Raw genomic sequence first — 15,023 nt, 5'->3', positions numbered from 1 at the left:
TCGTCAACGTGCAATATCAACCCATCGCCAATGCAACCTTCTCGGGTGTTGACGCGCTCGGTAGGGTCTCTTGAGACCGGACAGGTGGCGCGTCGAAAGGCGCAACGCTGGGGATCATGAGTAGGATCATGCCGTGAGAACAACGCGCTGCCACGCAACGGCGCCAACGATCAGCTGAGTTGACGCGCTCCTGAGGGGCTCTTATTGAAATTGGCGTGGTTTCGAATGCTTGGGCTTTTCCACTTTTCCATTGGATCTGGATGCTGGCATGGAAACAGAATCATTTGCCATTTCCGGCCCATTGCTTTTGACGCCACGGAAATTTGCCGATTCTCGCGGATTCTTTTCTGAAGTTTATAACCAGCGGACCTTCGACCCCTTGATTGGCGCAGCCCGCATTGTGCAGGAGAATCACTCTCTATCGCGCGCTCAAGGGACGGTGAGGGGATTGCATTTTCAATCGCCTCCTACTGCGCAAGGCAAGCTTGTGCGCGTGGCGCGAGGAGCGATCCTCGACGTCGCCGTGGACATCCGGCGCCAGTCGCCGACCTATGGCCAATATGTTTCCGCCGCGCTCAGCGCGGAGAATTGGGCGCAGCTCTGGATCCCTGTCGGCTTCGCGCATGGATTCTGCACCTTGGAGCCGGATACCGAGGTTATTTATCAAGTGACCGATTATTATAGTCAGGCAGACGATAAGGGCATTGCGTGGGACGATCCCGATATTGGGATCGACTGGCCGATTGGCGCCGCCAACGCGGTTCTCTCGGACAAGGACAGGAGCCATCCTCGGCTGGCCTGTCTCCCGGAATATTTCAGCTAGAGCGTTTTTTGATCAGATGGAGGCATCTGATCAAAAAGGAATCGCTCAGATTCAATGAGTTGGAGCATGTTCTGATGAGACATCGGATATATCCGATGTCTAAATATCGAAAGCCGATCAACTTTTTTAAGAACATGCTCTAAAGCGATTTAGGGGCTCGGACATGCGGATATTGGTGACCGGCGGAGCGGGGTTCATCGGCTCGGCTTTATGCCGGCGCCTTGTCAAGGACGTCGGCGCGAAGGTTCTCAACGTCGACAAGCTGAATTACGCCGGAAATCTCGCTTCTTTGCGCGATGTCGACGGCGATCCAAACTATCATTTTCTCAAAGCGGACATCTGTGATCGCGCGGCGATGGACGCCGCCTTCGCCGAATTTCAACCGGACGGGGTGATGCACCTCGCCGCTGAGAGTCATGTCGATCGCTCCATCAACGGCGCTGGCGAATTTGTGGCGACCAATGTCGTGGGAACCTTCACTTTGCTCGAGGCGGCGCGGGAATATTGGATGAAGCTCGACGCGTCGATGCGAAACCGCTTCCGCTTTCTGCATGTGTCTACCGACGAGGTCTATGGGTCACTTGGAAGCGAGGGGTTCTTTCAAGAGACGACCCCCTACGATCCGTCATCGCCCTATTCGGCCACCAAAGCCGCCGCAGACCATCTCGCGAGCGCTTGGCACCGCACTTACGGTCTTCCGGTCGTCATTTCGAATTGCTCGAACAATTACGGGCCCTATCATTTCCCCGAAAAGCTCATTCCCCTCATCATCCTCAACGCCCTGCACGATAAGCCTTTGCCCGTCTATGGCGATGGAGCCAATGTGCGCGACTGGCTCTTTGTAGATGATCACGCGCGCGCGCTTTTCACGATTTTGACCCGCGGCCGCGTCGGCGAGAAATACAATGTCGGCGGTCGAAACGAGCGGCGCAATATCGATATCGTGCGTCGGATTTGTAAGATCCTGGATCATTTGGCGCCGTCATCGGCGCCGCGGGAAAGACTCATTGCCTTTGTGCTCGATAGGCCTGGTCACGACCAGCGTTATGCGATTGACGCCGGCAAGCTCGAAGCCGAGCTCGGCTGGCGCGCCGAAGAAACATTTGAAACCGGGATCGAGAAAACGGTCGCATGGTATCTTGCGAATGAATGGTGGTGGCGGCCGCTGCGCGAAAAGCTCTATTCAGGCGAACGCCTGGGCCTGATCAAGGCTGTGGAAGATGTCCGATAAACGCCCCTTGCGGATCCTCGTGACCGGCCGCGACGGCCAGGTCGCGCGCGCGCTGCGGAACCGCGCCGGAGAACGGCTCGAGGTTGTGGCGATTGGACGGCCAGAATTCGATCTTGGCGCGCAATCTGACCCCACGGCGCTCTTCAAAGAGCTGGGCCCCGATGTGATCGTCAACGCCGCCGCCTATACCGCCGTCGACAAAGCGGAAGCCGACCGAGACGCCGCGCTCGCGGTCAATGGCTTTGGCGCGGGCGCCGCGGCGCGGGCGGCCGCGAGGCTCGACGCGCCGATCATTCAGCTTTCCACCGATTATGTCTTTGACGGAGCCGCCACGCGCGCCTACCGGGAAGACGATCCCACCGCGCCGATCAATTTCTACGGCCGCTCCAAGCTCGCTGGGGAAGAGGCCGTCAGAGCCGCCACCTCGAACCATGTCATCTTGCGGACGAGTTGGATCTATGCGCCGGAGGGTCAAAACTTCCTGCGGACGATGTTGCGGCTTGCCGGCGATCGCGACGAGATTCGGGTCGTCGCTGATCAGCACGGGACGCCGACATCCGCGCGCGATCTGGCGGCCGCGATCGAACAGATCGCGCGCAATCTCGTTGCGTCTCCGAACGAGGCGTCCCTGCGCGGCTTGTTCCACCTGACCAATTCGGGAGTGACGACATGGGCCGGCTTCGCCGCCGAGATTTTCGCGATGTCGGCTGCGCTCGGAGGTCCCCATGCCCGCGTCATCCCTATAGCGACATCGGACTTTCCGACCCCGGCGCGTCGCCCGACGCGCTCGCAGCTCGACATCGCGAAGATCGCCCATAGTCATGGGATCAAACCAAGGGAGTGGCGGCAAGCGCTCCAGACCGTCATGGAACAAGTCACGAAAAATTCGGACATGTAATTTCGGCCTCCAGAGCGATTTTCTGGCGGCCATATGAAAAATTGGAAGAGGGAAAGATGAAGGGGATAATCCTAGCCGGGGGCAGCGGAACCCGTCTCAACCCGATGACCAATGCGATTTCCAAGCAAATGCTGGCGATTTACGACAAGCCAATGATCTATTATCCGCTCTCGACGCTCATGCTCGGCGGGGTGCGGGACATCCTCTTGATCTCGACGCCACACGATCTCCCACTTTTCCAGAAATTACTTGGCGACGGCAGTAGCTGGGGCATTTCCCTCAGCTATGCCGAACAGCCGAAGCCCGAGGGGCTGGCGCAGGCCTATCACATCGGCGCCAAATTCGTCGAGGGCGAAGCTTCCGCGCTGATCCTCGGCGACAACATCTTCTACGGCCACGGCCTTTCAGAATTGGTCGGCTCCGCAAGGGCGCGCGCGCATGGAGCGACAGTCTTCGCTTACAAGGTTCATGACCCCGAGCGGTACGGCGTCGTCGAATTCGACAAGGATGGCCACGCCATATCCATCGAGGAGAAACCAGCGCATCCGAAATCGAGGTGGGCGGTGACCGGGCTCTATGTCTACGACGAACAGGTGGTCGACATCGCCGCCAATCTGGCGCCCTCGCGGCGGGGCGAACTTGAAATCACCGACGTCAATCGGATCTATCTCGAGCGTGGCGAACTCTCGGTCGAGCGGATGGGACGCGGGTACGCCTGGCTGGATACAGGAACGCCGGATTCGATGCTCGACGCCGCCGCTTTCGTTCGCTCGCTGGAGTTGCGGCAAGGTCTGCGTATTTCCTGTCCCGAAGAGGTCGCTTTCCAGCTCGGCTATATCTCGCGCGAAGAGCTTCTCAAACTTGCCTTAGGCATGGGCAAGAACGACTATGGAAAATATCTCCTCGAGGTCGCGCATGAGTCTTGATGGCGGTTCCGACGCGAAACAAAAGATTGCCGAACGATAGCCAAACAGCCGCATCGACGAACTCACGCCATGGGCGTGGACCCAATCCGCTCGGCGGAGCGCAGCATAAATGCCGGCGGCCTTCGGCGTACGGTTGTTAGCCGCAACCGCGACACGCCGTCATCAAGGCGCTATCCCGAAAGGAATTTTAGGAACGATGTCCGCACTGCAGAATGCGCATCAGGGAACGTTGGAAATTATTCTACCCAGGTAGCGCTAGTAGTGCGGCGCACTCCGGCGTTGGACCTGCGGCAAGACTACCATTTGGCTTCTTGACCGCCCTACAGCAGCGTTGCAACGTTCAACTACCGTGGGCTCCGCGCCACAAAGGGTCAGCGTTGGATTATAAAATACATCACCGTCGCCTCGAGCGAATTGAGGCCACTTTTCCGTAAATCGTTTGGTATCTACCGGATGCTGAAGTTGCATCGTCTTCGCTCGCGTAGCGGATTCATGATGAAACAGGACGCTAAACGCGTCGTTCAAAATTTTATAACCCGCGGACAATGTGCGAAGACACAGATCAGTGTCACCGAACCCGATCGCCAACCGTTCATCGAATTTACCAACCTCGATAAACACTTCTCTCCGCATCATCATGCATGCTGCTGTTACAGCGGAATAATCGCGCACCGAAGTCAGACTGCCGTTATAACCTCTGTTTCGATCGGCGCCATTCATAAAAGGCGCGAACTTGTGCGCATGGTCGGCGGGCCCGTTTAGCCCTCCAATTACGCCAGCGTGCTGAATTGTGTTGTCGCCATAAAGCAACGTCGCACCCACCACGCCAACGTCCCTGCGTCCGGCTAACGATCGCATTCGTTCAAGCCAGCCAGATTGAATGGCTTCGATGTCGTTGTTCATGAACAATAGATATTCACAGTCCCCTGTGTATTCATCGACCGCCAAATTGTTTATTTCGGAAAAATTGAAAGGACCGGAATAGGCCATAACAACATGCCGGCCCTCCGAGCGACGCAGATAGCCTAAGGTATCAGGATCGTCGGACTCGTGATTGACTATCACGATCTTGACTTGTGTCATGTCGACAGTTCGTTCTATCGACTCGATGCATGTTCGCAATAAGTCGACTCTATTTCGAGTTGGTATTATGATGCCAACCTTCCCGCCTCCATCCTCAAAATCGATCCGAAACTGGTTGAAAGTCGGACCCGGCTTGACGCTCGCTGGAATATCAAGGCGCTTAAGATGGCGGGCAATTGCTCCTATTGTGGCCTCCATGACGGCGTTCTTCATCTGATGGCCTGCGCTCCCAGAATGCGTGCGCCAGCGATATAAGGGAGCCGGTATGTGGGTGATCGTCTCGCACTGCTCGATCACACGCAAGACGAAGTCTACGTCTCCCGAAATTTTCATATCTTCGTCCCAACCACCGACCTTCAATGCAATGTCGCGTCTGACGCAGACAATGTGAACGAAGTAGGGATGGGACAGGTAGTAGTCATAGGAGAAAGCGGGGCGCGCGATGAGGGACGCCACGCCTGCGAGGGTTTCTTCCGTGATGATTTCATCGGAATATATAAGTTCCGGATTGCCCTTGCCTGCGCGTAAAAGCTTATAAACCGCGTCGGGTTCTAGATAGTCATCATGGTCAAGGAAAGCAACGTAATCGCCTTTTGCCGCAAAAATGCCGGCATTCGTCGCCTTTGAAATTCCAGCGTGCTTATCAAAGAAAATCAATTTTATGCGCGACTCAAGATCACTGTAGCGCTCTAGAATTTCGCGAACATGAGGCATTGATGACGCGTCATCGACACAAATTAGCTCCCAAGCGCCACACCATTGCACAACAACACTGTCCAATGCTTCTTTCAACCATGTGGGGTCCGTGTTGTAGACCGGCATAACAATAGAGAGTCTTAGCCCGATTTCGATCGCTGCGTCTAATCGACGGCGGAGCCGAGTGATCTGCTCCCGCGAAAGACGGGAGGATCTTCGCAGCCATCGCTGTATTGGACGGTTCAATCCAAACTTCCGTGGAGAATGATCCAATTCAACGCCAGAGCCTTGAACGCGAGCAGTGATTTCGAGCTCTTTAGTAGGATCGGAAATCGGCAACGTCGCGCGAAAAGCGACAACTCCGTTTCCTATGCCCGCCCTTTGCAGGTCCTCACGGAACAGGTTTGCCGTAGCGACGCCGATCAATTTCCCCTCGGCCAAAAACTCGACCTTTGCCGGCTCCCGAGATCGTAGGTCTAGCGCCCATCCCGTGACGGTATAGCCGTGGACGCCATCGAAGCTGCCGAAAGTCGTGCTTGTCATTGGCTTAAAGCCGACCTTTGGCAAAAGCGCGCCCGTTTCCACCACCCGGATCACAATATCATCAGGTCTATCAATCACATCCGGGGGGAGAGGCACCGCAAATCCAGAATATCCGGATCCCAAGCCTGCGCTTCGCAGATCATTCCTAAACTCGCAGGCTTTGCCCCGAGCCACCACTTGTTTGCCAGCTAGGATCTCAACCGTGAACTGGAACTCTGGCTGTCTAGGACGGAAAACCCAGCCCAGAGCGGCGCCGTAGGCTATGCAATCGAAATTTCCCCTGACGCCTGATCGCGCTCTAGCAAACGATTGAAAAAACGCTAGAAATTGCGTCGCCCCCAATATACTGCGCGACTTCTTTAGCGGCGGCTGCAAATGCTGCATTTGAGAATATTGAGCGTTTGAAAAGGACGGGTGCGGATCGCGGCCTTCGGCCGCGCCATGAAGATAAAAATGAACGAGCGGGTTCACGCGGCTTTCTCGCACATCGGCATTTTGCTGCAAATACCAGTCCGTATCGAAGTGCGGGTTGGGATCTCGTCCCTCCCCTGCGCCGCGCCTCAAATAATGCTCGTAAGCGTCCATTTCGCTGAATTTCACGTCCGGGTATTGCTGCAGATACCACTCTGGATCAAACAATGGATTCACTTTAATGCCGCGCAGAACCCGGCCCAGCCACGACGCCGTCCGCGTATATGCCCGCCATGGCGTAGACAATCGCCATGAGCGACTGTTCAATAACGCGGCGTTCTCCCTACCGCGACGTTCGATATCTCGCTCAAGATCTACCACTCGCGCCTTCAGCGTTGAAATTTGAGCTTCGGCTTCTCGAAGGCGTTCGTTGTGCAGCGCCTGTTCAAGCACCGCCTTGCGCCTTTCGTCAGCAAGCGCCAACTCGCTGCGTTGCCTTTCCAGCCCCGACGCTCGTTCCATGACAATGGCGGCGGTTCGCACTAATTCGGGATCGGTGTGGCTACACATGGCGCATTGGAAGCGGCCCGAATCGGAAGCCTTAGCCCGTAAATGGCCGAAGCGTTTTTTTTTTCGGGAGAATTTCATCTGCTATCCCAATAAGATTCCTAAAAATCAGCGCAGCTTTATTGAATAAGCATTTCCGCCAAAGCCAATGGCTTTATCGGTGTGAGCCCCTCGACGCGGCGCGGAAAAAACGCTAACGCGTCCTCGGTTTCAGGAGCCGCCTAAAGCGGCGGATCGGCGCCAGCGATGCAGTCGGTTCGGCCTCTAATCCTCATTTTCGTGGCTTTTGATGCAGTTTAGGGGCTAGAAGCATTGCCCGCAAAATTGCATTTTCATTCTCCGGAGACCCGAGGCAAATGGATCGCTCTCTTGCCCTTGACGTATCCGAACACCGCGACACGGCGTATCTCGGCGGGGTCTATATAATTTTGTGAACATGTTTGAGAATCACAATTTTGACCGTCCCTCTGACTGGCCAATTTGCGGAACACTGCTCCTCAGCTATCCGTACAGTACCTTAGCGGCGAAACTACGGATGAAGACGACGTGTTATTTGGACTTCCAGATCGTGTAACTTAAACTTTCAAAGTCGGAGACGTCAAACGTCCGCTGCTACCGTGGCCAAGCTTGGGGCATCTCCCTGTCGATTTCGCCCGATTATGCCCGGCGCTTATTAGGTGTGTGGCCCAGGCGCCCTGTTCGGTCGGGGTCTGGCGCAGCGTGTCGCTGTCACAGGCTCGGACACAGCTTTCCAAAATCCGATCCCAGACGCCCCCATGCGCCAGCGATCGATCTGGTTGAACTTTTGCCGAACATGGCGACAAGCTATCACCATGGCAATTATTCGGCAGGCATCGACGAGGTGCTATCTGACGTTAGGTCTTGGGGCCGTCTCCAAGATCGAACCGAATGACGACAGAAGCAACGGCGTTCCGCACGGCATCTTCAGGTCGACTGGTCAATGTTCGCCGGCCAGCCTTGGCAAGACTGAAGTCGAATGCGCAAGATCCCTCATTCTTCAACTCACGCCCGCAAATTCAACAACATTTGTTGTCGCGGCGTTTCAAATGATCTCTTCAGGTCCTGAAGCAATCGAGCTGCTTCGCCCACGCGCTTAACGGCCGCTCGGGATCTCCGCACCCAGAATCACCGACAATAGGGCGCGGGGCAGGCGGACGACTGAGAGCTATTGCCAACATTCTGATAAAATGCAAAATGCATGTCTATATTAGCCTATGCATTGCTCGGAGAGCTCTCGTCTGAACGAAGGGGTTCGGACATTCGACGCAGGCTCGTGCCGAAGAATAGACCCAGGTGTAGACGTGAGCACGCTGAAGCAGCTGCAGGCCACAGTGAAAACGCAGCGAGAGCGCTTTCTCCTGAGATCCCGCGAGCTGACGCCGGGAGCCAGTCGGCTATCGTCGTGGCTGACAGATCACGTCATTAGCAGGTGCCGCACTATATTGAGGTCAATGCCTGGCAGTGACAGCCGAGAGCGAAGGCTCAAGGGTTACATAGATCGCGTCGAAGCGGGCCGCTCCTATATGATTATAGAGGGCTGGCTTCTACTCGAGCAAAGCGAGCGGAGAGACCGGGCAGTTTTCGCCAATGAAACAGTGGTCGAGGGACATTGGTTCGAGGTCTTTCGTGAGGATCTCAGAGCAAACGGTCTTGGTGACGGCCACGCAGGATTTCGCATCTTCGCGCCAATAGAATCATTTTGCGATCCGGACACCGGCGCTCTCATTGCCCCACAGATTGGTTTGCGCACGTGTGGCGACCGCATTCGCCTCGCCGAGCCCACTTTTGCTCCTGTCGAACCGCGAGGCAACCTCGAGGCAATTGAAAATGGCGTACTGTCCGGATGGGTTGATGCGTCGAACCTTGCGATTGATGCGCAGCCGGTTCTAACAGTCAATGGTGCGCCAGCCTTCCCTCTCAAGTTGGACAGGCCGCGGCCGGATGTTGTCGCCGCTGGGATGTCTCTCGACGAACTTGTAGGCTTCGCCGTTCCCGTCGGCGCAATCCCGCGCGCGGCCAAACAGGCTGCTTTTCAGACCAATGGATCGCCAGACAGCAGGATGTCCATTAGTCTCCTTGCAGCGGGTCGGGAGCTTGGACGCATGGATGTCGAACTTTCAGACGACATTAACGCGAACGCCGAGCGCTACAAGGAGGGGCTGTTGACCGGATGGGCCGTCCGAACGTGTGGTATAGGCAAACCTGTGGAAGTCGATGTTCTGATTGACGGATTGATATATGCGACGATTTGTGCAGACTTGCCCAGATTAGATCTGCACCGGGCATTCCCCTGGCATGATGGGGGTGGCTTCAATTGTCACATTCCGTATTCGCCGACCGGTAAGCCGACCTTCGACATTTCTATAGCAAAGCGCGGTCAGCCGGTAGCGCTCAGCAGCAAGGCGTCTCTTACCGTCACGAATGCCGCCGTACAACCGAAATCCGTCGAAGGCGTCCCCCTGCATCTATCCGCGCGTGATTCGAATGCCGGCGTCGCCATCATCATTCCGATCTATAATGCGGCCGACGATGTCGAGGCTTGCCTGGATTCTCTCGTTCGTCATACGACAGAGCATGCCAGGGCGATCATCATCGATGACAAGAGTTCCGATGAACGCATTCAACAGATTTTCGACCTTTATCGCGGATTTCAGGGCCTCGACTTTTACACTAATGAACAGAACCTTGGCTTTACCCGAACAGTCAACAAAGGCATTGCGCATGCCGGCCGGGATGATGTTGTTTTTTTAAATTCGGACACGATCGTTACGCCACGTTGGCTCGAAGGGCTGCGCACTGCCGCCTATTCCGCGAGAGATGTCGGGACCGTGACCGCAACCTCCGACAATGCAGGCGCTTTCTCCATTCCGGAGATCGGACTTTTTAACCCGCGCCCAACTTGGATGAGCCGCGAGGAATATGCGCGGGCGCTGCGCCAGGCAATGCCAAGTCTCCTGCCCCGCGTCCCGACAGGCAACGGCTTTTGCCTCTATGTTCGCCGCGATTGCCTGGATGATATTGGGCTCCTGGACGAGGCCGCATTCCCTCGCGGCTATGGCGAAGAGAATGATTTCTGCATGCGGGCGTCGCGCAAGGGCTGGGCTCACGTCATTGATGACAAGACGCTCATTTATCACAGACGCTCCGCGAGCTTTGGCGAAGAAAAGACCGAGCTCTATCGCCACGGACGCGCGATCATCGACGACCGCTATCCGGAGTACCAAAAGGCGATCGCGACCTTCAGGATTTCGCCCGAGCTCCGTGCGATGCGCTACAAGGCGCGAACCGTGTCCTTCGGCCTCGAGGCAAGAGCAACAGGGCGTATGCGTATCCTGTATGTCGTGTCGACGACATCAGGCGGTACGCCACAAACCAATGCAGACCTGATGCAGGGGCTTTCGGGTGAATTCGACACATGGCTCTTGCGCTGCAATACCCGAGTGATGGAACTGATACACTCCTTCGATTTGAGCATCGTGGAACGCCACGTTCTGGATACGCCCATCGACATTGTCTCGCACCGGTCCAAGGAATACGACGATGTCATTGCTCGTTGGCTGCATCGCCACTCGATTGAGCTCGTTCATATCCGGCATATTTCCTGGCACAGCCTCGGTCTCATCGATCGCTGCGATGTGTTGTCCATCCCCGTCGTCTTCTCGTTCCATGATTTTTATGCGATTTGTCCAACCGTCAAGCTGCTCGACGACAGTCTGGACTTCTGCGGCGGCACATGCACGCCCAGTAAAGGGACGTGCACCACCGAGCTATGGCCGGCTGATCGGGTGCCACCTCTCAAGCATCGCTGGATAAGCCAGTGGCGCAGCATGATGGAAGCCGTATTGCAGAAATGCGCGGCGTTTGTCACCACGTCACAGAGCGCGCGGGATATCCTGCTCTCAAACTTTCCTTTCCTGGGCAACAGACTGTTCGAGGTGATAGCTCATGGCAGGACGTTGGCAATGCAGAGCGCGAGCCCTCTTCCACCGCGGGTTTTTGGACGGGTTCGCATTTTAATTCCCGGAAACATCAACGACGCAAAAGGAGCACGCGAGATTTTGGCATTGCGTGATGCCGATAAGCTCGGGCGCCTCGAATTTCATATTCTGGGCGATGCGGTCGGCGCACTCTCCGGGCCTCGAATTATCCGGCATGGCGTGTACAAGCGCGAGGAGTTCTCCGCGCGGGCCGAGGTCATCAAGGCTCATTTTGGCGCGGTTTTTTCGATTTGGCCGGAAACCTATTGTCACACGCTCACCGAATTGTGGTCGGTGGGCCTGCCGGTATTGGCTTTCGATTTCGGCGCTGTCGCAGAGCGTATTCGATCGTCAAATGGGGGCTGGCTCATCCCACACGATGGACCTGAAGCAATGCTCGCGGCAATCCTCGAAATCGTTCAAGACGCCGACGATTATAAGCGCAAGATGAACAGCTTATTGGCTTGGCAAGAACACGAGGTTGTGAGGAACACGGTTCCGATCATGGCCGAGCGGTATGCCGAGCTCTACCGCAAGGTCGTTGATGCGAGAGCAGCCTTCCCCCGCCTCGGCCAGAGTCGCGGGTCCTCGCCGCTGGTCGGAACGCTTACATGCGGGGATAATGAAACGAGCAAAGCGAACGGATCGACGCATGTCCGCATGTGGGAATGGACGAGGAACTCTGATACGCGCTCCGTTCGCTACTTGAGGATCAAGAATGCCGATATGTGTGATGACGAGCGCATAGCCGAGCTTTCCGCTGTCGTTATACAAAGGGACTCCCTCGACCCATTGATCGTCGATAAAGCGATTGCGCGGTGCCGCAGCCAAGGCGTAGCGCTCCTCGTCGAGATCGACGATGACCTGCTTGATGTGCCGCCTTCCAAGGATCCCGATGGCCGCTATGCCGCCACCGCTCCAAGCTTGAGAAAACTGCTGCGGGTGGCTGATTCAATCATTGTGTCAACAGAACCGCTGCGCGCACGATTGGCTCCGCTGAACCCTAATATTAAGATTGTCGGGAATCGCCTCAGTTCGCGATTATGGTTCGCGCCGCTGTCAAAAGCGCCGCTGCCTGCTGTCCCTGTGAAAGCAAGCTCCGGCGAGATTCATATCGTCTATATGGGGTCTAATACTCACGACGCCGACCTAGAGCTTATTCGCAGGCCAATGGAGAGGCTTAAGGCGGCAAGGCCGGACGTGCGTTTTTTCGTCATCGGCGGCGCACTCGATCCGCAGCCATGGTTCAGCGTAATTAAGCTCCCACCAGAGACCGGAAATTATCCGGCCTTCGTTCCTTGGTTTCGCAAGGTCGCCGCGAATATGGATTTCGCCGTTGCTCCCCTGTGCGACAATGCTTTCAACGAAACGAAATCGGCCCTCAAGTGCCTGGAATACGCTGGCGCCGGACTATTCGGACTTTTCAGCGATGTGCCTAGCTATCATGACATCGTCGAGGCCAATGGGTTCGGCCGCCTAGTGCCGCCAGACCCGGAGGAATGGCTTGCCGCGTTGAAGGACACGATCGCTGATCTCGACAATATTCGGCGGACGCGCGCGGAACGGATTGAGCGGGTCGCGATGCACTATTCCCTTAACGATCGCATTCGGGAATATGACGCGCATATCATGAGCGCTATAGGTCGCGCGTCATCGCACAATCGTGAGGGCGCAGAGCCAGCTCTTTGATTCACTGAACGCGATTGCGTGGCCGTCTCTTGGTCTGGGCTACCGGAAAACTCTCTTCAGTCTTGACCAGCGATGTTCCCTGCACACAGGCAGGCACGGCGACGCATCACAGGAACAAGACTCGACGGTATACAAAGGGAGCCGTCCAACACGCGGAGCCAAGTCCATGCTTAGCAATGTGGCAATGCGGCGGAGGGCATTCATAGAGAATCGCCTATGTGGCAAGAAGCCGAGGATTCTCGAGTTTGGGGCCTTCGACAATCCTACATTCCGTCGTGAGCTCGGGGATCACGTGAAGTATCTCGACTTCTTCTCTGGTCCAGAGTTGCGCGAGATGCATAAAGACAACCAGAACCGCGACCTCGACGCTATTGTCGATGTCGATTATGTTGTCAAATCGAACCGATTTGTCGATCAGATTAAGGAGAGGTTCGATCTCCTAGTGGCAAATCATGTGGTCGAGCACATACCCGATCTAATTTTCTGGTTTCAGCAAGCCCAAACGCTTCTCACGCGGGGTGGAATTGCGTTTTTGGCGGTCCCCGATCGCCGCTATACGTTCGATTATTTCCGCCCTCTGAGTCTGGCGACGCAGATGATAAGGGCGCATAGAGACCGCCTTGAAAAGCCAGACATGTGGCATCTTGCCGAGCACTTCTACTACCATCAGAAGGTTAGCCTGAAAGAATTGTGGGACGGCAACCTGCCCAGGAAATTTGAACCTCGCTTCAGCTTGGCCAAGGCGCTCATTATGGCCGAAGAGAAGAGCGGGCAATACACGGACGCCCATTGCTGGGTCTTTACCGCGGATAGCTTCCCTCAGTTGATTGCCGATCTACGGTCGTCAGGAACGGTAAATTTGGGTCTCGACGGGGTGAAGGAGCCAGAACCGGGAACGAACGAATTTTGGGCGATCTTGTCGGGTCATTGACGATGTAAGCAAGTACTGAGCATTGCCGGCGCGGCGCCGAGGCAATCACAATCAATCACTACTGATGTCAATTATTGTCCTACAGAGCCGCCCTGAGAATAGACCTCAACTTGGTCGAGATGCAAAAACTCATCCCGAGGCAGCTCAATGCGCACGTAACGCGCTACAGTTCCATCTAATTTGATCGTAGCCGGGGTTCCATCGATTCCTCCAAAGGGAACTCCGTTGTGAGCATAGACTTCACGAAACTTACCTTCCTCGGAAGCAAGCTTGACCACGAAAAAATAGGCGCGCTCTCGCGCCGCATCGAGCCGGTTGAATATAACGATCTCTTCCAGCGGAAAACTAGCTTCGAGGTCGACCTGCCACCAAGGCCGGTTCTCCTTGCCGGTATGAAATCCGTAAGAGCCATTAAGGACTCCGCTGACAGCGCCCTGCGCGTCGTTGGGGCGCGAGTAGACCGAGAGACTACTTTGCGTTGCGGGTTTGCGAAGAGCAACGTTGATTCCCGACCGCTCAATCAGCTTAGGATGACGCCAAAACGAAAACGCCGAATTCTTCAAGAAAAATGCATCACCATAGGTATTTCGTCCGATCCACATATGTTTGAGCCGAAAGTCGAAAGAGCTCAAAAACGCTTCCAGTTCCGGCCAAGTGCAGCCGCCATCATAAAGAGGCGCTTCCGATATTTCAACATAGACTCCGTCAACTTTATGAAGCGTCTCGATCGCTCCTTTCAGAACCAATAACTCAGCGCCTTGAACATCGATAACCAACAAATTAAACAGCTTGTTATTGAATTGTTCTGAAACAATTTTGTCGACCGTCGTCGTCGTCATTTCCTCATGCTTGACGTACACGATCTCAGGATGAATTTTTGCATGATTGCCAAGTTCCAAGATACTGGATGAAGCGCCACTATTGCTTGCCACATTGAAACGAACCTTATCGCCAGCCCGCTCAGAGCAAACTGCCTTTACCGCATAATGGCCTCGCGCACGCTCGACTTTGCCTTTCAAAGCGTCGAACACGGATGAAATGGGTTCAACATAAACGACGGTTTCCGCCCCCGAATTCTGATAGGCCTCGAATTCTTGCCCGTAATTGGCCCCCACGTGAATGATGCCATCTGGGCTAAGACCAAAAGACTTCAACAGTCGCAACGCTTCCATCAGGCCCTCCTATTCATTCAGCAAACACTCCCATCCTTGACCCTTTGGGAGGATT

Annotated in this window: 8 protein-coding genes; 6 read left to right on the top strand and 2 right to left on the bottom strand. The window is 55.5% G+C overall.

What is annotated here, in order from left to right:
• Positions 1 to 268 precede the first annotated feature (268 nt).
• The 4 genes from rfbC (at position 269) to rfbA (ending at position 3,878) form a co-directional block, all read left to right on the top strand.
• Positions 269 to 823, top strand: a complete 555-nt coding sequence (rfbC, locus tag DL86_RS13225; protein ID WP_036262373.1) for a dTDP-4-dehydrorhamnose 3,5-epimerase — start codon at positions 269 to 271, stop codon at positions 821 to 823.
• A gap of 163 nt (positions 824 to 986) precedes the next feature.
• The gene (gene rfbB, locus DL86_RS13220) at positions 987 to 2,054 is read left to right on the top strand and encodes a dTDP-glucose 4,6-dehydratase (RefSeq protein ID WP_036262314.1); all 1,068 of its coding nucleotides are present in this window, start codon (positions 987 to 989) and stop codon (positions 2,052 to 2,054) included.
• A gap of 7 nt (positions 2,055 to 2,061) precedes the next feature.
• Positions 2,062 to 2,952 carry a dTDP-4-dehydrorhamnose reductase gene (rfbD, locus tag DL86_RS13215; protein WP_036262370.1) on the top strand — a complete coding sequence of 297 codons (891 nt, stop codon included), beginning with the start codon at positions 2,062 to 2,064 and terminating at the stop codon, positions 2,950 to 2,952.
• Positions 2,953 to 3,008: 56 nt separating this feature from the next.
• On the top strand, positions 3,009 to 3,878 hold the full coding sequence (gene rfbA, locus DL86_RS13210; protein WP_036262311.1) for a glucose-1-phosphate thymidylyltransferase RfbA: 870 nt from the start codon (positions 3,009 to 3,011) through the stop codon (positions 3,876 to 3,878).
• A gap of 255 nt (positions 3,879 to 4,133) precedes the next feature.
• On the opposite strand, the gene DL86_RS13205 is transcribed toward rfbA, so the two are convergent.
• The gene (locus tag DL86_RS13205; protein WP_084572909.1) at positions 4,134 to 7,259 is read right to left on the bottom strand and encodes a glycosyltransferase family 2 protein; all 3,126 of its coding nucleotides are present in this window, start codon (positions 7,257 to 7,259) and stop codon (positions 4,134 to 4,136) included.
• A gap of 1,391 nt (positions 7,260 to 8,650) precedes the next feature.
• Between DL86_RS13205 and DL86_RS13195 the strand changes: the two genes are divergently transcribed.
• Together DL86_RS13195 and DL86_RS18795 are read left to right on the top strand one after the other, a co-directional pair.
• Entirely contained in the window at positions 8,651 to 12,865 is a 4,215-nt protein-coding gene (locus DL86_RS13195) for a glycosyltransferase (protein WP_162180436.1), read from the top strand.
• Positions 12,866 to 13,031: 166 nt separating this feature from the next.
• Complete coding sequence (locus DL86_RS18795) at positions 13,032 to 13,796, top strand: methyltransferase domain-containing protein (protein WP_156964641.1); 765 nt, start codon at positions 13,032 to 13,034, stop codon at positions 13,794 to 13,796.
• Between the two features lie 71 nt (positions 13,797 to 13,867).
• Here the strand turns inward: DL86_RS18795 and DL86_RS13185 are convergent, their stop codons facing one another.
• A complete protein-coding gene (locus DL86_RS13185; protein ID WP_036262303.1) occupies positions 13,868 to 14,968 on the bottom strand; it encodes an FkbM family methyltransferase in 1,101 nt (366 codons plus the stop codon).
• Positions 14,969 to 15,023: the final 55 nt, after the last annotated feature.

Source organism: Methylocapsa aurea (assembly GCF_000746085.1).
GTDB lineage: Bacteria > Pseudomonadota > Alphaproteobacteria > Rhizobiales > Beijerinckiaceae > Methylocapsa > Methylocapsa aurea.
This window is presented reverse-complemented; position numbering and strand designations above follow the sequence as displayed.